The sequence below is a fragment of the Streptomyces sp. NPDC006393 genome (genome assembly GCF_040628575.1).
GTDB lineage: Bacteria > Actinomycetota > Actinomycetes > Streptomycetales > Streptomycetaceae > Streptomyces.
Genome location: NZ_JBEXZD010000025.1, coordinates 56,706 through 78,180, shown reverse-complemented (window position 1 = coordinate 78,180; position 21,475 = coordinate 56,706). Strand labels below are relative to the sequence as shown.

Here is a 21,475-nt window from a genome sequence, read left to right as displayed (position 1 = left end):
TCGGGTCGGCCGGGGTGAACGCGGTGAGCAGCTTGTGGTCGCCGCCCAGGGCGTCGAGCTGGACGCGGAACTCGTGGATCAGCGCGGCGAAGTTCGCCTTGTCGTCGGGGCTCCAGTGGTTGCCGGGGTGCCCGTCGGGCGAGCCGGGCCACTCCCAGTCCAGGTCGAAGCCGTCGAAGATGCCGGCGGCCACGCCCGGCCCGCCCGCGCCCTCGTAGGCGGGCAGATTGCCCTTGATGTACATGTCGATGCAGGACGTGACGAACTTCTTGCGGGACGCGTCGGTCTTGGCCACGTCGGAGAAGTACTTGGAGTACGTCCAGCCGCCCAGCGACTCGACGACCTTGAGGTGCGGGTACTTCGCCTTCAGCTCCTTGAGCTGGTTGAAGTTGCCGCGCAGCTTGCCCCAGCCGTCGTCGGCCTGGCCGTTGACGGACTGGGCCGCGGAGAAGGCCCGGCCGTAGTCGGCCTCGGCGTCACCGGCGCCGTCGCCCTGGCTGGGGTCCTCCGGATCGGCGGTGGTGCCCTTGGTCACGCCGTTGAGGCAGGTCAGGTTGACCGGGTCGATGTTGCCGAACGCGTAGTTGACGACGTCCAGTTTGGCCGCGGCGCCGGAGGTGTCGAGGTTCTTGACGAAGTACTGGCGGCCGTAGATGCCCCACTGCACGAAGTACCCGACCTTGGCGTAACCGCCGTCGCCCACCGGGTCCTTGGTGGTGACGGTGACCGCGTTGCTCGCGGGGGAGGAGTTGTCGGCCAGGTCGCGGGCCTTGACGGTGAAGGTGTAGGCGGTGGTGGGCATCAGGCCGCTGACCGTCGCGGTCCTGGTGTCGGCCGGGACGGTCGTGGCGAGCGTCGAGCCCCGGTAGACGTCGTACGCGGCCACACGGTTGTTGTCCGTCGCCGCGCCCCAGGACAGCTGCACGGTGCTGGAGGTGACGGTACCGGCGGTGAGGCCGCCCGGCGCGGTCGGCGGGACGGTGTCGGTGGACGGGTCGAAGGTCTTCGCGGTGACCGGGTCGCTGAGTGCACCCACGTTGCCGCGGGAGTCCTTGGCCCGGACGGTGAACTGGTAGGACGTGGCCGGCGACAGGTCCTGGACGACCGCCTGGGTGGTGCCGCTGGAGGCGACCACGGTGCTGCCGCGCAGCACGTCGTAGGAGGCCACCGGGAAGTCGCCCTTGGCCGCGGCGTTCCACTTCAGCGTCACGGTGTGGGCGGTGGCGTCGGCGACCGCGACACCGGTCGGCGCCGCGGGGGGCGTGGCCGGTGAGCCGTCGCACTTGGCGCCGTTGATGATGCAGCCGGTCGGCGCGGACATCGGCCCGGAGGCGGTGAAGGTGTAGCTGTAGGGGTAGGTCGAACCGCCCGCCGGGATGGTGGAGTTGTAGTAGGCGGGCAGGGCGGTGACGTGCGTGCCGCTGGTGGTGTGCGTGCCGTACATGTCGCTGGTGATCGTCACGCCGGCCGGCAGGTCGAACTCCAGTGTCCAGCCGTTGACCGCGGTGGACGTGCCGTTCTTGACGGTGTAGGTGCCCGTCCACGAATTGCCGCTGCCGGTGCTGCTGAACTCCGCGGTCAGCGCGCCGGCCGCCTGGGCCGCGGGCGCGCCGACCGCGGTGAGCCCGGCCAGCGCCAGGGCCAGCGTGGCGAGCCCGGCGGCCAGCCGCCGCAGCGTCCGCGCGGGTGTTCGGGGGGATCTCGGGGGTCTGAGCCTTGACGACATCGTTCTCCTTGGTCGTGGGAGACGCCGGTACGGCCCTGGGCGGGGCCGCGCACAGAGCCGTGCACGCGGAGAGGGGCCCGGTCGGGAGCGGCCGGACGCGGGCCGCGGCCGCGATGAGGGAGGCCGGACGCGGCAGCACGCCGGGTCCGGGGGAGGCCCCGCACCCGGCCCGCCTCTGCGCTGGGTGGTGCCGGACTCCCAGGACAGCCGACGGCCCCGGGCGCGGGCAATGCATCGGCCGAATAATTGGACTGAACCAATCCGGCCAACCGGGGCGACTGCGGTCCTGTTGTCGCTGGCAGGAAACGTCTAGACCAATCCGGAAAGAAATTACCTTCTCTTGACGATGCGGTGGCGTGTCGCGGCCTCCGGGAGCGCCGGACCGTCGCATCGGGTCGAGTTCGCCCGCGGCCGGCGGTGAGAGGACGGTAGGCGGCCACCCCGGGTTGCCCCGGGTCGGTGAGAGCCGGGTAAAAAGGGTGATCGTAGGCCCGCTCGCCCGGCTCGCACCGCTGTGGCCTTGGCAAACTGGACGGGTGCCTCAGACTGTGCTGCTCGCCGAAGACGACCGCGCCATCCGCCACGCCCTCGAGCGGGCCCTGACCCTGGAGGGCTACGAGGTGACGGCGGTCGCCGACGGCGTCGAGGCGCTCGCACAGGCCCACAAGGTCCCGCCGGACGTGCTCGTCCTGGACGTGATGATGCCGGGGATCGACGGGCTCCAGGTCTGCCGGGTGCTGCGCGCCGAGGGCGACCGCACCCCGATCCTCATGCTCACCGCCCTGGTGGAGACGGCCGACCGGATCGCCGGTCTGGACGCCGGCGCCGACGACTACGTCGTCAAACCGTTCGACGTGGAGGAGGTCTTCGCCCGGCTGCGCGCCCTGCTGCGCCGGACCAGCCCGGCCGGCACCCCCGCGGCCGGCGGCCCGGCCGAGGACGCACCGGCGAAGGGGGTGCAGCTGCCCGCGCGGCAGGTCGAGGCGGCCGGGATCCGCATGGACCTCCAGGCCCGCCGGGTGTGGCGCGGCACCCGCGAACTGGAGCTGACCCGCACCGAGTTCGAGCTGCTCGAACTGCTGGTCCGCAACGCCGGGATCGTGCTCGACCACTCCACCATCTACGACCGCATCTGGGGCTACGACTTCGGTCCCGGCTCCAAGAACCTCGCCGTGTACGTCGGGTATCTGCGCCGCAAGCTCGACGAGCCGGGCGCGCCGCAGCTGATCCACACCGTGCGCGGGGTGGGTTACGTGCTGCGGGAGGACTGAGTGGGCCGCCTCGCGCGGCTGTCGGCCCGACCGCGGCCCCGGCTGTCGTCGCTGCGGACCACGTTCGCGGTGACGTTCGCCGTGGTGACCGCCGCCGTCACCATTCTCGTCGGCATCCTGTCGTACAGCTCCGCCGCCCGTCTGGTGCGGGTGGACCAGCAGTCGGTGTTCACGCAGGTCGTGCAGGACGTGCAGGACGAGGTGCGGCGCTACGACCGCATGCCCGAGGACTTCTCCTCCTCCCGCCCCGGCCACGAGGTGGTCCGGCCCAGCCGCACCGACGTCCAGGTGCTCGGCGACCGCGGGCAGATCGTGGACCACGGCAGCCCCCAGCTGCCCGTCACCGCGCGGGACCGGGCGACCGCGGCCGCCGCCACCGCCGGCAGGACCATCGAGTACCGGGACGTGGTCGTCGCCGACGACGTGTACCGCATCGCGACGGTCGCGCTCGGCGACGGCCGGGGCGCCGTGCAGGTGGCCCAGGAGTTCAGCGACACCGAGGACCTGCTGCGGGCGCTTCAGCAGCGGACGCTGATCCTGATGGGCGTCGTGGTCATCGCGGCCGGGCTGTGCGGCTGGTGGCTGGCCCGGCGCATCACCCGCCGCCTGGTGGTGCTCACCGCCGCCGCCGAGGACGTCGCCCGCACCCGGCGGCTCGGCGTCCAGGTCCCCGTCACCGGCTACGACGAGGTGGGCCGCCTCGGGCGTTCCTTCGACCGCATGCTGGGCCGTCTCGCCCAGTCCGAGGAGGACCAGCGCCGGCTGGTCCAGGACGCCGGGCACGAGCTCCGCACGCCGCTGACCTCGCTGCGCACGAACATCTCGCTGCTGCGCCGCATCGACGAACTGCCGCCCGAGACCCGCGAGGAACTGGTCGCCGACCTCACCCAGGAGGCCCGCGAACTCACCGACCTGGTCAACGAACTGGTCGACCTCGCGGCCGGCCAGTCCGACGCCGAGCCGCCCCAGCGCGTCGACCTGGCCGAGATCGCCGAGGACGTGGCCGGTCTCGCCCGCCGCCGCACCGGACGCGAGATCGTGGTCCGCGTGAGCGGCGACACCACGACCGACGGCCGCCCCGCCATGCTCCAGCGGGCGGTGTCCAACCTGGTCGAGAACGCCGCGAAGTTCGACCGGGACGGCACGGCACCCATCGAGATCGCGGTCTCCGGGCCCGCCCGGCCGGGCACGGTCCGCGTCGAGGTCCTCGACCGCGGGCCCGGGATCGCCGCGGGCGACCTGATCCGCGTCTTCGACCGCTTCTACCGTGCCGCCGACGCCCGTTCGCTGCCCGGCTCGGGCCTCGGCCTGTCCATCGTGCGCGAGGTGGCCCTGGCCCACGGGGGCGCACCGTTCGCCTTCCCGCGCGAGGGCGGCGGAGCCGTGATCGGGTTCACGGTGGGGGCGGAACGGGACCGTACCCGGGACTGGGACCGTACCCGGGACTGGGACCGGGACCGTGACCGGCGGCGCCACGAGGGTGGCGGGACCTGACCTGCGGCGATGCGGCCGCGCCGCGTCGACGGCGAGGCGGCACTCAGGAGGCCGAGCCGACCTTGGTGCCGGTGTCCTTGCTCTCCCTGGCGTCCCTTGCCTCCCTGGCGTCCCTGGCCTTCCTGGCGTCCCTTGCCTCCCTGGCGTCCTTGGCGTTCTTGGTGCCGGGCGCCGGACGGGGCTCCCGGCGGCGGGTGAGGGCCGGCAGCGCGGGCGGGGTGAGGAAGCCCTCCGCGCGGGCGCTGGCGATGCCGATGCGCGGCAGGTCGGCGCTCTTGGCGAACAGCAGGAAGCGCGGCTCCCAGACCGGCCGGTACTTGGCGTTGGCGCGGTACAGGGACTCGATCTGCCACCAGCGGGAGAAGAAGGTGAGCACCGAGCGCCACAGCCGCAGCACTGGCCCGGCGCCGAGCCGCGCACCGCGTTCGAAGACCGACCGGAACATCGCGAAGTTCAGCGAGACCCGCCGTACGCCGATCTCCCCGGCGCGCAGCAGCAGTTCGACGATCATGAACTCCATCAGGCCGTTCTCGCAGGCCCGGTCACGGCGCATCAGGTCCAGGGAGAGCCCGTGGCCGCCCCACGGCACGAAGCTGAGCAGCGCGCGCGGCTCGCCGTCGGCGTCCCGGCACTCCAGCATCACGCAGCGGCCGTCGGCCCGGTCGCCGAGCCGCCCGAGCGCCATCGAGAAGCCGCGTTCGGTGGCGCCGTCGCGCCAGCGGTCGGCACGGTCGACGAGCAGGGCCATCTCGTCGTCGGGGATGTCCTCGTGGCGGCGGATGCGCACGGTGTAGCCGGCCCGGCGGACCCGGTTGTGGGCCTGCCGTACGACCCGCATGGCCCGTCCGTCGAGGCTGAAGTCGGCGACGTCGACGATGGCCTCGTCGCCCAGTTCGAGGGCGTCCAGCCCGTGCCGGGCGTAGATCGTGCCGGCCTCCTCGCTCGCGCCCATGACGGCGGGCGTCCACGCGTGCCGGCGGGCCTCGGCCAGCCAGGCGTCGATGGCGCCCGGCCACGCCTCGGGGTCCCCGATGGGGTCGCCGGAGGCGAGGCTGACGCCGCCCACGACCCGGTAGGTGACGGCGGCCTTGCCGGTCGGGGAGAAGATCGCGGCCTTGTCGCGGCGGAGCGCGAAGTAGCCGAGGGAGTCGCGTTCGCCGTGCCGGTCGAGCAGTTCGCGCAGCCGCTTCTCGTCCTCCCCGGTGAGCAGGTCACGGCCGCGGGGGGAGCGGAAGCAGGCGTACAGGACGAGGAGGAAGGTCGCCGCCGTCAGCGCGTTGATGGCGATGTCGACCAGGCGGGGCGCGTGCACCTCGGGGACCCGGTCGGCGAGCGGGCCGACGCTGATGCCGCGCAGCAGGACGTAGACGATCTTCTTGCCGAGGGACGCGCCACCCTGCGCCCTGTTGGTGGCGCCGACCAGCCACGTGCCGACGGCGCCGGTGACGAGGAGCCCGGCGGCGCCGACGGCGAGGGCGAGGCGGGGGTTGGAGCGGTCGCCGATGGCGTTGAACTCGCGCCGGCCGATCAGCAGCGCGGCCACGAACAGGCCGGTGAGCGCGGCGGAGAGCCAGTTGAACAGGTGGTCCTGGAAGCGGTCCTGGGTGAGGGCGAGCACGTAGAGCGCGAAGAGCGGTCCGGCGAGCAGCAGGTTGAACACCCAGGCCGCGCGCTTCCGGCGCCGCATCACCATGGCCAGGAACAGCGCCAGCGCGGCGGAGACCAGGCCGGCGGTGGCCAGGTACGGGGTGAAGAACTCGCCCGCGTTGTGCTCGTGGACCTCCTCGCGGAACGGCAGCGAGAGCACCGCGACGACGTTGAGCACGGCGAGCAGCCGCAGGTACCGGACGGTGGCCGCGGCGGCCCGCTCCCGCAGCCGGGGGCCCGGCCTCGGGCCGGTCCGGGGGCCGGGGGAGGGGTGTTCGGAACGGTGGGGGTCGCGCCGACGGGAGAGCGGGGGGACGAGGACCGACTTCTGTACGGGCATGGGTGACACGTCACCTCGGAGGAGACCACCGGAACCACGGAACCGGCGGAGACGGGACGGGAAGCGGACGGCGGACGGGCCGCAGGGGACAGCGGGGACAGCGGGGCTGCGGGGACAGCGCGGAGACAGTGTGCGGACAGCGGGCGGACAGCAAGGGAACGTGCCCACTGTTCCGGTAAAAGGTAAGGAGCGGGGGTACGGGCCCTTACTCGCCGGAGACGGGGGCGGGACCGCCGTCGGCGGAGGCGGGGTTGCCCTCGGAGATCTCGGACCCGCCGTGGCCGTCGCCGCCCCGGTCGTCGTGGGCCGCGCGTCTGCGGGACGCCGTCAGCAGCCACGCCAGGTTGCCCGCCGCCGCGCCGGCCGCCACGGTGGCCGCGATCACCCCGGCCGTGGCGAAGCCGTCGCTGAACAGATGCGGCCGCTGGTCGAGGCTGTGCAGCCCGAAGCCGCACAGCTCGTACACGCCGACGGCCGCGATGGTGAGACTCACGACGAGCACGGCGACGGTCGGCCCGAGCCCGCCCTCCGCCTGCTCACCGGGCGACGGGACCGGTCCCGGACAATGCGCTTCCTGCATGGATCCCCCGTGGACAGTTGAACGGCGAGCCGGACCTTACAGTAAGTAGTGCCTCACCGCCGGACGAAACCGACCACCGCCACTCGGACATACGTACGCCTGTGGCGCGTCACCCGGACGACGGCCTGACCCCGAGCACGCCGAGCATCGCCCGGGTCGCCGGGCTCGGGTTGAACCGGCTCCACGCCAGACACTCGACGCGGTGCGGTCCGTCGGTCACCGGAACCAGCGCCAGCTCGGGATCGCCGGCGGCCAGCGGCCGGATGAACGCCGACGGCAGCAGCGCGACACCGAGCCCGCGCGCGATCAGCCGGGTGATCAGCTCGACGGCACCGGTCTCGTACGCGACCTCGCGGGCCAGGCCCGCGGCGGTGAACGCCTGATCGGACTGGGCCCGGGCGGGCGTCCCCGCCACGAAGTCGACGAACGGCTCCTCGGCGATCTCCCGCAGCGTGAGCCGGGAGGCGCCCGCCAGCCGGTGCCCGGCCGGCACCACCAGGACGTGCCGGTCGTGATCGAGGACGACGCTCTCCACACCCGGGGGCCGTTCGCCTTCGGGCAGCCCGAGGAAGGCGATGTCCAGGTCGCCGCCCCTGATCGCCGCCGCCAGTTCGTCGCTGCGTCCGGAGCGGAGCAGGACCTGGACGTCCGGATGGCGGGCGCGGTACCGCTGGAGCAGCTCGGGCACGTCGACGGCGGCCGTGGTCATGATCACGCCGACGGCGAGCCGGCCGCGCACCACGCCGGCCGCGGCGGCGGCATCGGCGGCCGCGCGGTCGGCGGCGGCCAGGCACTCCCGCGCACCGGCGAGGAACGCCGCTCCGGCGCCGGTCAGCTCGACGCGGCGGCTGGACCGGGCGAACAGCCTGACCCCGAGCTCCCGTTCCAGCCCGGCGATCCGGTGACTGAGCGACGACTGCACGACGCCGCAGCGCTCCGCGGCACGGGTGAAGTTACGGGTCTCGGCGACGGCGACGACGTACCGCATCTGCTGGAGGTCCACGGCATCCATCGTCGTCCTTCATGACTGTCATGACAAACATGCTTTGCGTTCATGGTGGGGCCTTGCCGAGACTTCCTCACATGCATGGCCTGACCGAGCGATCACCGGCCCCGACACGGGCCTCGTACGCACCGCGGGGGGCGATGGGGACCGTCGCGCTGACCGCGCTCGCGCCCGCCTCCTGGGGCACCACATACGCGGTGACCACCGAACTGCTGCCGCCCGGGCATCCGCTGTTCGCCGGGCTGATGCGCGCGCTGCCCGCCGGGCTGCTCGCCCTGGCGGTCACCCGTGTGCTCCCGCGCGGGGACTGGTGGTGGAAGGCCGCCGTCCTCGGCGTGCTCAACATCGGAGCCTTCTTCCCGTTGCTGTTCCTGGCGGCGGAACGGCTCCCCGGCGGTGTCGCCGCGACCCTCGGCGCCACCCAGCCGCTGCTGGTGGCCGGGCTGGCCATCGCGGTGCTCCGCGAGCGGCCGACGGCCTGGCGATGGATCTGGGGCGTGGTCGGCGTGGCCGGCGTCGGACTCGTCGTGCTCGGTCCCACGGCCCACCTGGACGCCGTCGGGGTGCTCGCCGGCCTCGGCGGTACGGCCACCATGGCCGGCGGCGTCGTCCTCACCAAGCGCTGGGGCCGCCCGGAGGGGGTCGGTCCCCTCACCCTGACCGGCTGGCAACTGGCGGCGGGCGGCCTGCTGCTGCTCCCGCTCACCCTCGCGATCGAGGGGGTGCCGCAGCGGATCGACGCCGGTGCGGCCGGCGGCTACCTGTGGCTCGGCGGCATGGGCGGGCTGATCGCGTACACGCTCTGGTTCCGCGGCATCGGAAAGCTGCCGGTCGGCGCGTCCGCGCCGCTGGTGCTGCTGTCCCCGCTGGTCGCGACTGTCGTCGGCATCACGCTGGGCGAGTCGCTGAGCCTGTCGCAGACCGCCGGTTTCGTCCTCGCCCTGGCGGCCCTGCTCGCCGCGCAGCTCAACCCGCCGAAACCGGCAACTGTGCACAGACAACCTGTATCAGAACAAATACGCGAGATGGACGGATGAATTCAGGCGAATCCGTGGCCTGTTCGGACATTTTACCGACGCTGGGTGGACATCTCCCACCCCGCTCCGCCATCTTCGCTCTCGCGAACGTGCCACGGGTGGACCGACCGCTGTGACCACTCTCCTGACCACCTTCCGATCACCCGCTCGTGCAACTCGCACCGCACGAACGGGGAGACGGGGCCCGGTGCCGTCGGTCCGGGGGGACAGGAAGTGCTGGATGCCCCAGAGAACCACCACGGGGGATCCATGCTGCACATCCACTTCACCGAGGCCGACCTCGCCCGCACCCGGGTGGCCACCGCGCCCGACCCCATGTGGGAGACGCTGATGGCCACCCACCGCTTGGCCGGGCGCGGCCGGCCCGCACCCTGCTTCCTGGCCTGGCGCGAACGTGCCCGCGCCGCGCTGACCGCCCGCGGACTCGTCCGCGCCACCCGTCTGCTGCTGTGCGTCGCGCCGCCCCTCGCCTCCTACTTCCCGGACTTCCTCACTCCGCCGGAGAGCGCGGCGGGGCTGGAGGCGGGCCTGGAGGCACTGTGCGCGACACCTCCCGATCGCGTCCGCACGGAGATCATGCTCACCGTCCGCACCGCCGGCGCGCGCCGTCCGACGGTCTTCCAGCGGGAGCTGGCGGCCGGCGACCGGGAACCTCTCACCGAGACGGCGGACATCATGCGGGCGCTGTACCACGAGGTGATCCGGCCGGACTGGACCCGCGTCGACGCCGGTGTGGACGCCGACCGGTCCCTGCGCGCCCGGGCCCTGCGTGACGGTGGTGTCGAGGGCCTGCTGGACTCGCTGCGGCCGGCCGCGGTGTGGGACCCTCCGGTGCTGCACAGCCGCTACCCGGTCGAGTACGACCTGCACCTCCGGGGCCGCGGACTGCTGCTGATCCCCTCCTTCTTCTGCTGGCGCAACCCGATCGCACTGGCCGATCCGGCGCTGCCGCCGGTGCTCGTCTACCCGATCCGGCACGGCGAGCCACGGCTTCCCGAAGGCACCCGGGGGGCGTCGCGCGTCGGCGCGCTGACCCGTCTGCTGGGGCCCACCAGGGCGCGGGTGCTGGCGGTGCTGGAGTACACGGCGACGACCGGGGAGATCGCGCGGCGGCTCGCCGTCTCCCCGGCCACGGCCAGCGAACACGTGCGGGCGCTGCGGGAGGCGGAGCTCGCCGAGAGCCTGCGCGACGGCGGCACCGTGCTGCACACCCTCACCCCGCTGGGAACGGCGTTGCTGCACGGCGGATCACGCGGCTGAGCAGAGTGTTTCGGGCGCACCCGAAACCCGTCGCCGCCCATGGCCCCTCGGGAACAAGCTGTTGGCACAAGCAATGCACACCGACACCGGGGGAGACATTCGCATGGGAATCAAGCAGCGAGTCGCGGGTGCGGCAGTGGCCGCGGCGGCGGTCCTGGGGGCCGGGTTCGCCGCGGCGCCCGCCCAGGCGCAGACGGCGGCGTCCCACTCCTGTCCGTACAAGGCGATCTGCGTGCACATGCACCACGCCGGCGCGTCGGACTGGACGTGGAAGAACTACTGGTCCTGCGACGACTTCTACCTGGGCAGCTGGGTCCCCACCTCCTACGTCAACCACCAGACGCACGGCACCAAGGCCAGGTTCAAGGACCGCGGCAGGCACGTCATCCAGACGACGCCCGGCGCCTACAGCACGGGCTCGGTCAAGTACCCGTACTCCACCTACTACATCCGCCCCTGCTGACGTACCAGGACGCCGGCCCCTGCTGACAGCGGCCGACTCACGCGCGGGCCGCCGACTCCCATCGGCGGCCCGCGCGGCGTGCCGGGACACCGTCCGAGGGACTCGGCCGCGTCAACCGCTCAGGGCCACACCAGGCAGTACGGCTGATGCCCCGCCTCATGCAGCCGGTGGCTGAAGTCCTGCCACTCGTGCAGCAGCTGGTACACGTTGAACGCGTCTCTCGGGCCGCCGCGGTCGGGGACCGTGGACCAGATGAAGGCGGCGGCGCCGACCGCTTCCTCGCCGATGTCGCGGAGGGGGTCGACGACGGTCATGGGGAGCTTGACGACGGCGTAGTCGGGGTGCAGGACGACCAGTTCGAGGGGCGGCACCTTGTGCAGGGGGACGCCCTCGATGCCGGTCAGCACCATCGCGGCCATGGTCTCCGGCTTGATCTTGGTGAACATGCCGTTCATGCCGAGTTCGTCGCCGCCGAGTTCCTCGGGGCGCATCGAGATCGGGACGCGGGCCGCGGTCGCACCGTCCGGCGCGCCGAAGTACTTGTACGTCACCCCCACCCGACCACCATTCCTGCTCCCCGCCCGAAGGCTGTCGACCCGGCGGTCCGTCCGGTCGTCGATCCGCCGGTCGGGCCGCTCGGGCTCACTCGGTGCACCCTGTGCCTGACGTGCTTCGGCCGCCTGTTCCGCGGCGCGCCGGTGCCTTCCCCGCCGGGCACGTCGAGGACCCAGGTCGTCAGTCCCCTCGCCCAGTCCGCCACCGCGATGCATATCTCCACCCGACTGCTTTTCTAGGACGCGTGGCCCCCGCCGCGCAACCCGATCATCGTGTCAGTGACCTCCCCCACGGCCGCACGCCGAAACGTGCGCCGAAACATCTGCCCGCGGGAGCTTCGAGGATCCTCGCGGCCCTCGACACGGCCTTCGCCCTGTCCATACGTACGAGGAGCCCAGTTTCTCAGATGGGCGCGGGCGAATCCGCTTCTTCGGGCGCGTGGATCTTCCGCCCGGTCCGTCCCGGCGTGTCGGCCGGTGCCACCGCCGCCCGGCGCTCCGCCCCCGCTGGCCTACCCTGAACAGGTCACTGCCCACCGGATTCCGCGAAACCCCGTGTGAAAACCCGTGGACCCCGTGAACCCCGAGAAGCCCGAGAAATCGGAGAAGTCGCAGGTCATGAGCGAACTGCCATATCCATACGAAGCCCCCGCCTCGCAGGCGCTGTTCGATCGTGCGGCGGCCGTCACACCCGGCGGCGTGAACTCGCCGGTGCGTGCCTTCCGTGCCGTGGGCGGTACGCCCCGGTTCATGGTGTCCGGCAGCGGGCCGTATCTGACGGACGCCGACGGGCGGGAGTACGTCGACCTCGTCTGCTCCTGGGGGCCGATGATCCTCGGGCACGGACGGCCCGAGGTGATCGCCGCCGTGCAGGAGGCGGTCGCGCGCGGTACGTCCTTCGGCACGCCCGGTGAGGGCGAGGTCGCGCTCGCCGAGGAGATGGTGGACAGGGTCGGGCCGCTGGAGCAGGTCAGGCTCGTCTCCAGCGGGACCGAGGCGACCATGTCCGCGATCCGGCTCGCCCGCGGGTTCACGCAGCGGACCAAGGTGGTCAAGTTCGCCGGGTGCTACCACGGGCACGTCGACTCGCTGCTCGCCTCGGCCGGGTCCGGGGTCGCCACCTTCGCGCTGCCCGACACGCCGGGCGTCACCGGCGCCCAGGCCGGCGACACGATCGTGCTGCCGTACAACGACCTCGACGCGGTGCGTGCGGCCTTCGCCGCCCACCCGGGCGAGATCGCCTGTGTGATCACCGAGGCCTCGCCCGGCAACATGGGCGTCGTGCCGCCGCTGCCCGGGTTCAACCAGGGGCTGAAGGACCTGTGCCGGGAGAACGGCGCGCTGTACGTCTCCGACGAGGTCATGACCGGGTTCCGTACCAGCCGGGCCGGCTGGTACGGCGTCGACGGGGTCGAGCCCGACCTGATGACCTTCGGGAAGGTGATGGGCGGCGGATTCCCCGCCGCCGCCTTCGGCGGGCGTGCCGACGTCATGGCGCACCTCGCGCCCGCCGGGCCCGTCTACCAGGCCGGCACCCTCTCCGGGAACCCTGTCGCCACCGCCGCCGGCCTCGCCCAGCTGCGCCTGCTCGACGACGCCGCGTACGCCAAGGTGAACGCCGTCTCGCAGCAGATCCAGGCCATGGTGTCCGAGGCGCTGACCAAGGAGGGCGTGGCGCACACCCTCCAGAACGCCTCCAACATGTTCTCGGTGTTCTTCACCGACCGCCCGGTGCGCGACTACGAGGATGCCAAGGCGCAGGAGTCGTACCGCTTCACCGCGTTCTTCCACGCGATGCTGGCGAACGGCGTCTACCTGCCGCCCTCGTCCTTCGAGTCCTGGTTCGTCTCCACCGCGCACGACGAGCGGGCCCTCCAGCGGATCGCCGACGCCCTTCCGGCGGCGGCCCGGGCGGCGGCGGAGGCGACGGCATGAGCGAGACGCCGGAGAAGAACGGCAAGGACGACATCACCGTCGTCCACCTCATGCGGCACGGCGAGGTGGAGAACCCGACCGGGATCCTGTACGGGCGGCTGCCCGGCTACCACCTCTCCGACCTCGGGCGGCAGATGGCCGAGCGGGTCGCCGAGCACCTCGCCCCCCGCGATGTGACGTACGTCGTCGCCTCCCCGCTGGAGCGGGCGCAGGAGACGGCCACGCCGATCGCCAAGGCGCACGGACTCGACCTCGCCACCGACGAGCGGCTGATCGAGGCGGCGAACGTCTTCCAGGGCAAGACCTTCGGGGTCGGCGACGGCGCGCTGCGCCGGCCGGGGAACTGGAGGCACGTGGTCAACCCGTTCAAGCCGTCCTGGGGAGAGCCGTACGTCGACCAGGTCGTGCGGATGATGGGCGCGCTGAACGCGGCCAAGGACGCGGCGCGCGGGCACGAGGCGGTGCTCGTCAGCCACCAGCTGCCGATCTGGATCGTGCGCTCCTACGTCGAGCGGCGGCGGCTGTGGCACGACCCGCGCAAGCGGCAGTGCACGCTCGCCTCGCTGACGACGTTCACGTACCAGGGCGACCGGATCGTCTCCGTGGGCTACACCGAGCCCGCCCGCGATCTGGTGCCCGCTCATCTCCTCGCGGGCGCGAAGCCGGTGAAGGGGCAGGGGAAGGCCTTCGGGGCGTAGGGCCGGAGACGCACGTGAGCCTGAGGCCTTGGCGAGCCGGATCCCTGGCGAGCCGGAGGGAAGTGCACGGAGCGTGAGAGCGCGGTAAGGGTTCCGTCACATACGGACAATTTCCCGCTATTTGTTGTGAAATTCATATCGCTCCCGCGCAACCACCGTGTCCGTCACGCCCTCTGAGTGGGTGACCACATCAGAGGACGTGACGGATCGGGGAACTCATGCGCACCTTCTCCCGGAGGGGAATACTCGGCCTCGGCGCGGGCACCGCGGCCGCCGCCGGACTCGCGGGCTGCGGCAGCCTCAAGTCCTCGGACGGCTCGCGGCACGCCGGCGGTTCCGGGTCGGGCACGGGTTCGCACGGGGACAGGGGCCGCGGGAGCGGCAGCACGGAACCCCCGGCCCGTCCGATCGGTGACGGCTCGACGTCGTTCACCGGCAAGCAGCCCCACCAGCCCGCCAGGCCCGAGCCGCTGGAGCCGGGTCAGACCCCGCCGCAGTTCGTCATCTTCTCCTGGGACGGGGCGGGCGAGGTCGGCAACGGCCTGTTCCCGCGCTTCCTGGACCTCGCCAAGCAGCACGACGCCCACATGACCTTCTTCCTGTCCGGGCTGTATCTGCTGCCGGAGGACAAGAAGCGGATGTACGCCCCGCCGAACAACCCGCGGGGCGCCTCCGCCATCGGCTATCTGACCGACGACCACATCAAGGCCACCCTCGCCAACGTCCGCCGCGCCTGGCTGGAGGGGCACGAGATCGGCACCCACTTCAACGGCCACTTCTGCGGCGAGACCCACGGCTCGGTCAAGTGGTGGACCCCGCAGCAGTGGAAGAGCGAGATCGAGCAGGCCAAGTCCTTCGTCAAGCAGTGGCGGACCAACACGGGCTGGCACGACCTGCCCTCCCTGCCCTTCGACTACGACAAGGAGCTCGTCGGCGGCCGCACCCCCTGCCTGCTCGGCCAGGACAACCTGCTGCCCACCGCCCGCGAGCTCGGCTGGCGCTACGACGCCTCCTCGCCCGGCGGCCGCCAGGTGTGGCCTCTCAAGCGCCTCGGGATCTGGGACCTGCCGTTGCAGCAGATACCTTTCCCCGGCCACAGGTTCGAGGTCCTCTCCATGGACTACAACATGCTCGCCAACCAGTCGGTGAACTCCACCAAGGCCCCGCCCGCCAACTACCCCGGCTGGCGCCGGCAGTCCGCCCAGTCCTACATCCAGGGCTTCCAACGGGCATACGAGACAAACCGGGCCCCCTTCTTCATAGGCAACCACTTCGAGCAGTGGAACGGCGGGATCTACATGGACTCCGTCGAAGAGGCCTTCAAGCACATCGCACGCGAGAAGGAGAAGGGCGAGGACGTCCGCCTGGTCTCCTTCCGGCAGTTCGTCGACTGGATGGACGTACAGAAGCCGGAGGTGCTCGCCAAGCTGCGCACCCTGGAGGTCGGACAGCGGCCGGCCGGCGGCTGGAAGGAGTTCCTGAAGGACGCCGGGACGTCCGGGACCGCCGGGACGTCCGGGACGGCCAAGGGCACCGCGAACGCTGCCTGATATGCGGTTTTCCGCCCGCGAGGGGGGCGCGCAAGATCCCCGGAACAGGCATGCGAAACTTTTCACATGACTGTCGTCAGCCGCGCCCTCCCGTGCTCGAACCGGGCGAACCGTACGTCCGCACCGCACCGCACGCGCACGACCCGCGTCCGCGGGCGCACCACCCTGCTCGCGGCCGGGACCGCCGCCCTGGCACTCGCCCTGTCCGCGTGCGGCTCCGGAGGCACCTCCGGCGGCTCCGGCAACACCAACTTCATCACCGGCGCCGACGGCATCGCGACCGTGAAGAAAGGCGACCGCAAGCCCGCGCCCGATCTGTCCGGCCGGACCATCGACGGCAAGCAGCTCGACATCACCTCCTACAAGGGCAAGGTCGTCGTCCTCAACGTCTGGGGCTCCTGGTGCGCGCCCTGCCGGGCCGAGGCGCCGAACCTGGTGAAGGTCGCCAAGGACACCGCCGGCAAGGGCGTGCAGTTCGTCGGCATCAACACCCGTGACACCAGCACCCAGCCGGCCCTCGCCTTCGAGAAGCGCTACGGCGTGCCGTTCCCGAGCCTGTACGACCCGAGCGGCAAGCTCATGCTCCGCTTCAAGAAGGGCACACTGAACCCGCAGCTCATCCCGACCACGATCGTCGTCGACCGGGACGGGAACATCGCCGCGCGAGCGCTTCAGGCGCTCAGCGAGGAGAAGCTGCGCAAGATGCTCGACCCGGTCGTCGCGGAGAAGTGAGCCGTCGTGCTACTGGCCGCAGCCACTGACGCCAACCAGACCGTCAGCAGCGGAGCCCTCGTGCTCGCGCTGCCGATCGCCGTACTCGGCGGGCTCGTGTCCTTCTTCTCGCCGTGCGTCCTGCCCCTCGTCCCGGGCTATCTGTCGTATGTGACGGGAGTCACCGGCACCGATCTGGCGGAGGCCCGGCGCGGGCGGATGGCCGTCGGCGCCTCCCTCTTCGTCCTCGGCTTCACCGCCGTGTTCGTCTCCGGGGGCGCGCTGTTCGGCTACTTCGGCCAGAACCTCCAGGACCACAAGGGTCCCCTCACCAAGGTGCTGGGCGTGCTCATGATCCTCATGGGCGTGTTCTTCATGGGCCTGATGCCCTGGATGACCCAGCGTGAGTTCCGTTTCCACAGGCGCCCGGCCACCGGTCTGGTCGGCGCGCCGCTCCTCGGCGCGCTGTTCGGTATCGGCTGGACCCCGTGCATCGGCCCGACCCTCTCCGCGGTCCAGACACTCTCCTTCCAGCAGGCCAGCGCCGGACGCGGTGCCGTGCTGACCGTCGCCTACTGCGCCGGGCTCGGCATCCCGTTCGTGCTCACCGCGATCGCCTTCCGCAAGGCCCTCGGCGCCTTCGGCTGGGTCAAGCGCCACTATGTCTGGGTGATGCGCATCGGCGGCACGATGATGATCGTGACCGGTGTGCTGCTGCTCACCGGCGCCTGGGACCGGCTGGTGCAGGAGATGCAGAACTGGTCCACCGGCTTCACTGTGGGGATCTGATCCATGAGCAAGACGACCACCGGCACCACCGCCGACGAGACCCCCGCCGCCGGGCACCCCGGGGCCGCCGAGGACGACCTGGGCGCGGCCGGCTCACAGCTGTCCACCGCGCCCGCGGAGACCACGGTCCCCGGCTCCTTCGGCGGCAACCGCGCCCCGGGCCCGGCCGGACGGCTCGCCTGGACCGGGCGGGAGATCATCGGCTGGGTGCGCTGGTTCTGGCGTCAGCTGACCTCCATGCGGGTCGCGCTGCTGCTGCTGTTCCTGCTCTCCCTGGGCGCCATCCCGGGCTCGCTGATCCCGCAGAACGGCAGCGACGCGCTGAAGGTCGAGAGCTTCAGGCAGGCGCACAAGACGCTCGCGCCGATCTACGACAAGCTCGGACTGTTCCACGTCTACAGCTCGGTGTGGTTCTCCGCGATCTACATCCTGCTGTTCGTCTCCCTCATCGGCTGCATCGTGCCGCGCACCTGGCAGTTCACCGGCCAGCTGCGCAGCCGCCCGCCGGGTGCGCCGAAGCGGCTGACCCGGCTGCCCGCCTACGCCACCTGGCGCACCGCCGCCCCGCCCGAGGAGGTCCGCGCAGCCGCGCTCACGGTCCTGAAGCAGCGGCGCTTCCGCGCGCACACCGAAGGTGACGCCGTCGCCGCCGAGAAGGGCTATCTGCGCGAGGCCGGCAACCTGGTCTTCCACATCGCGCTGATCGTGATGCTGATCGCCTTCGCCTGGGGCCAGCTGTTCAAGACCGAGGGCAACAAGCTGGTCATCGAGGGCGACGGGTTCACCAACACCCTCACCCAGTACGACGACTTCAAGTCGGGCAACCTCTTCAACGACGACGACCTGGCGCCGTTCAGCTTCAACCTGAAGAACTTCACCGCCACCTACGAGCGCAGCGGACCCAACAAGGGCACCGCGCGCACCTTCCAGGCCGCGATCGACTACAGCGTGGGCGCCGACGGCAAGACCAAGCACGACGTCATCAAGGTCAACCACCCGCTGGAGATCGACGACGCCAAGGTCTACCTGGTCAGCCACGGCTACGCCCCGACCGTCACCGTCCGCGACGGCAAGGGCAAGGTCGTCTACCGCCAGGCCGTGCCGCTGCTGCCGCTGGACTCCAACGAGACCTCGCAGGGCGCGATCAAGGTCATGGACGGCTACACCAATCCGCAGGGCAAGAGCGAACAGCTCGGCTTCGCCGCGTTCTTCGTGCCCACCTTCGCGGGCGCCGGCCAGGGCACGATGTTCTCCCAGTTCCCCGGTCTGGACTTCCCCGTCCTCGCGCTGGGCGCCTACCACGGCGACCTGGGCGTGGACGCGGGCGTCCCGCAGAACGTCTACCAGCTGGACACCAAGAACCCGAACCTGAAGCCGTTCAAGGACGCCAAGGGCAACATCCTCAAGGGCCGCCTGCTGCCCGGCGAGACCATGAAGCTGCCGAACGGCGCCGGGTCCATCACCTTCGACAAGGACATCAAGGAGTGGGCCGGCTTCCAGATCGTCCAGCAGCCCGGCAACGGCTGGGCGCTGACCGGCGCCGTCGCCGCCATCGCCGGCCTGGCCGGCTCGCTGTTCATCCAGCGCCGCCGCGTCTGGGTCCGCGCGGTGCGGGACGCCGACGGCGCGACGGTCGTCGAGGTGGCGGGCCTGGGCCGCAGCGAGTCCGCGAAGCTCCCCGAGGAGATCGGCGACCTGGCCGCCCTCGTTCACGACAAGGCACCGACACAGACCGACTCCGACCCCGACCGGGAGCCGGACGCCGCAATCCCCGTACCCGCCGAAGGGGCTGAGAAGGAATGACTCTCGCCGCCGCAACCGAGCTCGCCACGGCGACCAACGAACATCTCGCGCAGATCAGCAACACGCTGATCTACTCCTCGATGGCCGTCTACACCCTGGCCTTCTTCGCCTACATCGCCGAATGGCTCTTCGGCAGCCGCAGCAAGGTGGCCCGTACGGCCGCCGCGCTGACCGCCAAGGGCGAGGCCATCGCCACGGCCCAGGGCCCGGCGGTGACGGTGAAGTCCGCCGGGGGCACCGCCGTACTGGAGCGGCCCAAGGTGGTCGTCCGGTCCTCGGCCGGCTCCCGTGACGTGCCCGACGGTCCCGGCGCGCACGGCGGCGACGTGCAGGGCGACCTGTACGGCCGGATCGCCGTCTCCCTCACGGTGCTCGCCTTCCTGGTCGAGCTGTCCGGCGTCGTCGCCCGCGCGGCCTCCGTGGAGCGGGCGCCGTGGGGCAACATGTACGAGTTCAACATCACCTTCTCCACGGTGGCGGTCGGCGTGTACCTCGCGCTGCTCGCCCTGAGGAAGAACGTGCGCTGGCTCGGCCTGTTCCTGACCACCACGGTCCTGCTCGACCTCGGCCTCGCGGTCACCGTCCTGTACACGGCCAGCGACCAGCTGGTCCCGGCGCTGCACTCGTACTGGCTGTACATCCACGTCTCCACCGCGATCCTGTGCGGCGCGGTCTTCTACGTCGGCGCGGTCGGCACGCTGCTGTACCTGTTCAAGGACTCCTACGAGAACAAGGTCGCCGGCGGCGGCAAGCCGGGCCGCTTCGCCACCTCGGTCCTGGAGCGGCTGCCCGCCTCGGCGTCCCTGGACAAGTTCTCCTACCGCATCAACGCGGCCGTCTTCCCGCTGTGGACGTTCACGATCATCGCCGGCGCCATCTGGGCCGAATCCGCCTGGGGCCGCTACTGGGGCTGGGACCCCAAGGAGACGTGGGCGTTCATCACCTGGGTCGCCTACGCCTGCTACCTGCACGCCCGCTCGACGGCCGGCTGGAAGGGCCGCAAGGCGGCGTACATCGCGCTGATCGCGTTCGGCTGCTGGCTGTTCAACTACTACGGCGTGAACATCTTCGTGGGCGGCAAGCACTCGTACGCGGGCGTCTGACCTCCAGACCTCCATACCTCCGGGCACGGCGCCACAGGTGCGCCGTGCGCCGTCATCCGTATGGAGTCAGGCTGGTGTCATGACCGGATCCATCGAACAGGGCACCAGCCAGACCCACGGGAACACGCATCTGCTGCATTTCGTGGTGCGGCTTCCCCGGCCCATGGGCAAGGTCTGGCCGGCGCTGGCCACCGCCGAGGGGCTCGCGGGATGGTTCACCGCCGCCGACGAACTCCAGCCCCGGCTCGGCGGCGAGGTCACCCTGCGGGGCCTGGGCAGCGGCCGGGTCAGCGCGTGGGACGTGGACCGGATCGCCGAGTACACGATGGAGGACGGCGCCCGCCTCCGCTTCCACCTGGAACGGGACGGGGACCAAGGGTGCGTCCTCCGTTTCACCCACGAGTTCCAGGGCGAGAAGGACTCGGGGGCGGGCTGGCGCACCCGGTTCGAGCGGCTGATCGAACAGCTGGGGGCGGAGCCCTGAGGCTCCGGCGGCCGCTCGCGGCCCGCCCTCAGTCCACCGCGATCGCGTCCAGCTTCTCCCGCAGATAGACGTGCGAGTCGACGGGCTCGTAGGCCACCCGCCCCACCGGCGCGGGCACCGACTCCACCCGGGTGCCCGGCGTGCACTCGCCGAAGTACACCAGCGACATCAGCTCCTCGGCCGGGGCGTCCACGGGCGGCGGCAGCACCCGGTGCCGGCCCGACCGCCACCGGTCGCCGGTCCACCGGGCCATCAGGTCACCGATGTTCACCGTGAGGGCCTCCGGGTCGTGGGGCGCGTCCTGCCAGCCGCCCTCGTCGGTGAACACCTGAAGCCCGCCCTTGCCGGCCTGCCGGTCCAGGATCGTCACCGTCCCGAAGTCGGTGTGCGGCCCGATCCGGAACTGCCCGGGCTCGGGTGCGCCCACGACCTCCGTGCCCGGATACCAGTTGATGTTGAACCCGTACGTCGGACGGGTCATGTGCCGGGTGAAGAAGTCCGCTTCGAGCCCGAGGGCCGCGCCCAGCAGCGACAGCAGGCGGTGCTCCAGTGCGGCCATCCGGTCCAGGTACTCCTCGCACAGCGTCCGCAGTCCGGGCACCTCGGCGGGCCACACGTTCGGCACGTACCACTCGGCGTCCACCGCCGGGTCGCCGAACGGCTCCCGCGTCGCGAACGTCAGCGACTCCTTCAGGTCCGGCGGGGTCCAGGTGCCCTCCGCGTACCCGTTGGCCTCGGCCCCCGGCCCCAGCCAGCCGCGCCCGCCGACCCTCGCCGCGTAGCGCTCCTTGACGGAGACTGGCAGCGCGAAGAACGCCCGCGCCGCCGTCCGGATCCGCGCCCGCAGCGCCGGATCCACCCCGTGCCCGCCGACCAGCAGGAACCCGGCGCTCCGCAGCGCCTCGTCGACGGTACGCGCGATCCTGTGCCGGTCCCCGGCGTCACCGGAGAGCCAGGGACGCAGATCGACGGTGGGAACGGCCGCGCAAGCCGGTGCCTGGTCCATGCCCCCACTGTGCGGGCG

At 71.7% G+C, this 21,475-nt stretch carries 19 protein-coding genes; 13 read left to right on the top strand and 6 right to left on the bottom strand.

The window, feature by feature from the left end:
* A partial coding sequence (locus ABZ484_RS13895) for a glycosyl hydrolase family 18 protein (RefSeq protein ID WP_358866097.1) occupies positions 1-1,726 on the bottom strand: 1,726 nt, incomplete at its 3' end.
* Positions 1,727-2,274: 548 nt separating this feature from the next.
* Here ABZ484_RS13895 and ABZ484_RS13890 point away from each other — a divergent pair.
* Both ABZ484_RS13890 and ABZ484_RS13885 read left to right on the top strand, forming a co-directional pair.
* Complete coding sequence (locus ABZ484_RS13890) at positions 2,275-2,997, top strand: response regulator transcription factor (protein WP_358866103.1); 723 nt, start codon at positions 2,275-2,277, stop codon at positions 2,995-2,997.
* Complete coding sequence (locus ABZ484_RS13885) at positions 2,998-4,491, top strand: ATP-binding protein (RefSeq protein ID WP_358866096.1); 1,494 nt, start codon at positions 2,998-3,000, stop codon at positions 4,489-4,491. It begins immediately after the preceding gene.
* A 43-nt stretch (positions 4,492-4,534) separates the two neighbouring features.
* Here the strand turns inward: ABZ484_RS13885 and ABZ484_RS13880 are convergent, their stop codons facing one another.
* From ABZ484_RS13880 to ABZ484_RS13870, 3 genes are all read right to left on the bottom strand, one after another.
* A complete protein-coding gene (locus ABZ484_RS13880) occupies positions 4,535-6,478 on the bottom strand; it encodes a phosphatidylglycerol lysyltransferase domain-containing protein (RefSeq protein ID WP_358866095.1) in 1,944 nt (647 codons plus the stop codon).
* Between the two features lie 205 nt (positions 6,479-6,683).
* Positions 6,684-7,058: a hypothetical protein gene (locus ABZ484_RS13875; protein WP_358866094.1), complete on the bottom strand. Its 375-nt coding sequence runs from the start codon at positions 7,056-7,058 to the stop codon at positions 6,684-6,686.
* 109 nt (positions 7,059-7,167) lie between these two features.
* Positions 7,168-8,061, bottom strand: coding sequence for a LysR family transcriptional regulator (locus ABZ484_RS13870; protein ID WP_358866102.1), 894 nt, complete (start codon positions 8,059-8,061; stop codon positions 7,168-7,170).
* A 143-nt stretch (positions 8,062-8,204) separates the two neighbouring features.
* On the opposite strand from ABZ484_RS13870, the gene ABZ484_RS13865 reads away from it, so the two are divergent.
* The 3 genes from ABZ484_RS13865 (at position 8,205) to ABZ484_RS13855 (ending at position 10,824) form a co-directional block, all read left to right on the top strand.
* The gene (locus ABZ484_RS13865; RefSeq protein WP_358866093.1) at positions 8,205-9,101 is read left to right on the top strand and encodes an EamA family transporter; all 897 of its coding nucleotides are present in this window, start codon (positions 8,205-8,207) and stop codon (positions 9,099-9,101) included.
* Positions 9,102-9,350: 249 nt separating this feature from the next.
* Positions 9,351-10,361, top strand: coding sequence for a winged helix-turn-helix domain-containing protein (locus tag ABZ484_RS13860; protein ID WP_358866092.1), 1,011 nt, complete (start codon positions 9,351-9,353; stop codon positions 10,359-10,361).
* A 103-nt stretch (positions 10,362-10,464) separates the two neighbouring features.
* Positions 10,465-10,824 carry a hypothetical protein gene (locus ABZ484_RS13855; RefSeq protein WP_358866091.1) on the top strand — a complete coding sequence of 120 codons (360 nt, stop codon included), beginning with the start codon at positions 10,465-10,467 and terminating at the stop codon, positions 10,822-10,824.
* A 119-nt stretch (positions 10,825-10,943) separates the two neighbouring features.
* Here the strand turns inward: ABZ484_RS13855 and ABZ484_RS13850 are convergent, their stop codons facing one another.
* Positions 10,944-11,381, bottom strand: coding sequence for a hypothetical protein (locus ABZ484_RS13850; RefSeq protein ID WP_010353923.1), 438 nt, complete (start codon positions 11,379-11,381; stop codon positions 10,944-10,946).
* A gap of 615 nt (positions 11,382-11,996) precedes the next feature.
* Between ABZ484_RS13850 and hemL the strand changes: the two genes are divergently transcribed.
* The 8 genes from hemL to ABZ484_RS13810 all read left to right on the top strand — a co-directional run bounded on the left by hemL (position 11,997) and on the right by ABZ484_RS13810 (position 20,451).
* On the top strand, positions 11,997-13,313 hold the full coding sequence (gene hemL / locus ABZ484_RS13845) for a glutamate-1-semialdehyde 2,1-aminomutase (RefSeq protein ID WP_358866090.1): 1,317 nt from the start codon (positions 11,997-11,999) through the stop codon (positions 13,311-13,313).
* Positions 13,310-14,011, top strand: coding sequence for a histidine phosphatase family protein (locus ABZ484_RS13840; protein WP_358866089.1), 702 nt, complete (start codon positions 13,310-13,312; stop codon positions 14,009-14,011). Before hemL ends, ABZ484_RS13840 begins: the two co-directional genes overlap by 4 nt.
* Positions 14,012-14,229: 218 nt before the next feature.
* Positions 14,230-15,561, top strand: a complete 1,332-nt coding sequence (locus ABZ484_RS13835; protein ID WP_358866088.1) for a hypothetical protein — start codon at positions 14,230-14,232, stop codon at positions 15,559-15,561.
* A 66-nt stretch (positions 15,562-15,627) separates the two neighbouring features.
* The gene (locus tag ABZ484_RS13830) at positions 15,628-16,293 is read left to right on the top strand and encodes a TlpA disulfide reductase family protein (RefSeq protein WP_358866087.1); all 666 of its coding nucleotides are present in this window, start codon (positions 15,628-15,630) and stop codon (positions 16,291-16,293) included.
* Between the two features lie 6 nt (positions 16,294-16,299).
* Positions 16,300-17,061, top strand: a complete 762-nt coding sequence (locus ABZ484_RS13825) for a cytochrome c biogenesis protein CcdA (protein ID WP_358866086.1) — start codon at positions 16,300-16,302, stop codon at positions 17,059-17,061.
* A gap of 3 nt (positions 17,062-17,064) precedes the next feature.
* On the top strand, positions 17,065-18,864 hold the full coding sequence (locus ABZ484_RS13820; protein WP_358866085.1) for a cytochrome c biogenesis protein ResB: 1,800 nt from the start codon (positions 17,065-17,067) through the stop codon (positions 18,862-18,864).
* The gene (gene ccsB, locus ABZ484_RS13815) at positions 18,861-19,967 is read left to right on the top strand and encodes a c-type cytochrome biogenesis protein CcsB (protein ID WP_358866084.1); all 1,107 of its coding nucleotides are present in this window, start codon (positions 18,861-18,863) and stop codon (positions 19,965-19,967) included. The genes ABZ484_RS13820 and ccsB overlap by 4 nt, the downstream gene beginning before the upstream one ends.
* 79 nt (positions 19,968-20,046) lie before the next feature.
* On the top strand, positions 20,047-20,451 hold the full coding sequence (locus tag ABZ484_RS13810; RefSeq protein ID WP_358866083.1) for an SRPBCC domain-containing protein: 405 nt from the start codon (positions 20,047-20,049) through the stop codon (positions 20,449-20,451).
* A 28-nt stretch (positions 20,452-20,479) separates the two neighbouring features.
* Here ABZ484_RS13810 and ABZ484_RS13805 read toward each other — a convergent pair whose 3' ends face one another.
* On the bottom strand, positions 20,480-21,457 hold the full coding sequence (locus ABZ484_RS13805; protein ID WP_358866082.1) for a 2-oxoglutarate and iron-dependent oxygenase domain-containing protein: 978 nt from the start codon (positions 21,455-21,457) through the stop codon (positions 20,480-20,482).
* Positions 21,458-21,475 lie beyond the last annotated feature (18 nt).

Bases quoted from the DNA above. Each gene is read 5' to 3' on its own strand.
- hemL (WP_358866090.1), top strand. From the start codon at position 11,997: ATGAGCGAACTGCCATATCCATACGAAGCCCCCGCCTCGCAGGCGCTG.
- ABZ484_RS13875 (WP_358866094.1), bottom strand. From the start codon at position 7,058: ATGCAGGAAGCGCATTGTCCGGGACCGGTCCCGTCGCCCGGTGAGCAG.
- ABZ484_RS13830 (WP_358866087.1), top strand. From the start codon at position 15,628: ATGACTGTCGTCAGCCGCGCCCTCCCGTGCTCGAACCGGGCGAACCGT.
- ABZ484_RS13810 (WP_358866083.1), top strand. From the start codon at position 20,047: ATGACCGGATCCATCGAACAGGGCACCAGCCAGACCCACGGGAACACG.
- ABZ484_RS13840 (WP_358866089.1), top strand. From the start codon at position 13,310: ATGAGCGAGACGCCGGAGAAGAACGGCAAGGACGACATCACCGTCGTC.
- ABZ484_RS13865 (WP_358866093.1), top strand. From the start codon at position 8,205: ATGGGGACCGTCGCGCTGACCGCGCTCGCGCCCGCCTCCTGGGGCACC.
- ABZ484_RS13860 (WP_358866092.1), top strand. From the start codon at position 9,351: ATGCTGCACATCCACTTCACCGAGGCCGACCTCGCCCGCACCCGGGTG.
- ccsB (WP_358866084.1), top strand. From the start codon at position 18,861: ATGACTCTCGCCGCCGCAACCGAGCTCGCCACGGCGACCAACGAACAT.
- ABZ484_RS13855 (WP_358866091.1), top strand. From the start codon at position 10,465: ATGGGAATCAAGCAGCGAGTCGCGGGTGCGGCAGTGGCCGCGGCGGCG.
- ABZ484_RS13820 (WP_358866085.1), top strand. From the start codon at position 17,065: ATGAGCAAGACGACCACCGGCACCACCGCCGACGAGACCCCCGCCGCC.
- ABZ484_RS13805 (WP_358866082.1), bottom strand. From the start codon at position 21,457: ATGGACCAGGCACCGGCTTGCGCGGCCGTTCCCACCGTCGATCTGCGT.
- ABZ484_RS13835 (WP_358866088.1), top strand. From the start codon at position 14,230: ATGCGCACCTTCTCCCGGAGGGGAATACTCGGCCTCGGCGCGGGCACC.
- ABZ484_RS13880 (WP_358866095.1), bottom strand. From the start codon at position 6,478: ATGCCCGTACAGAAGTCGGTCCTCGTCCCCCCGCTCTCCCGTCGGCGC.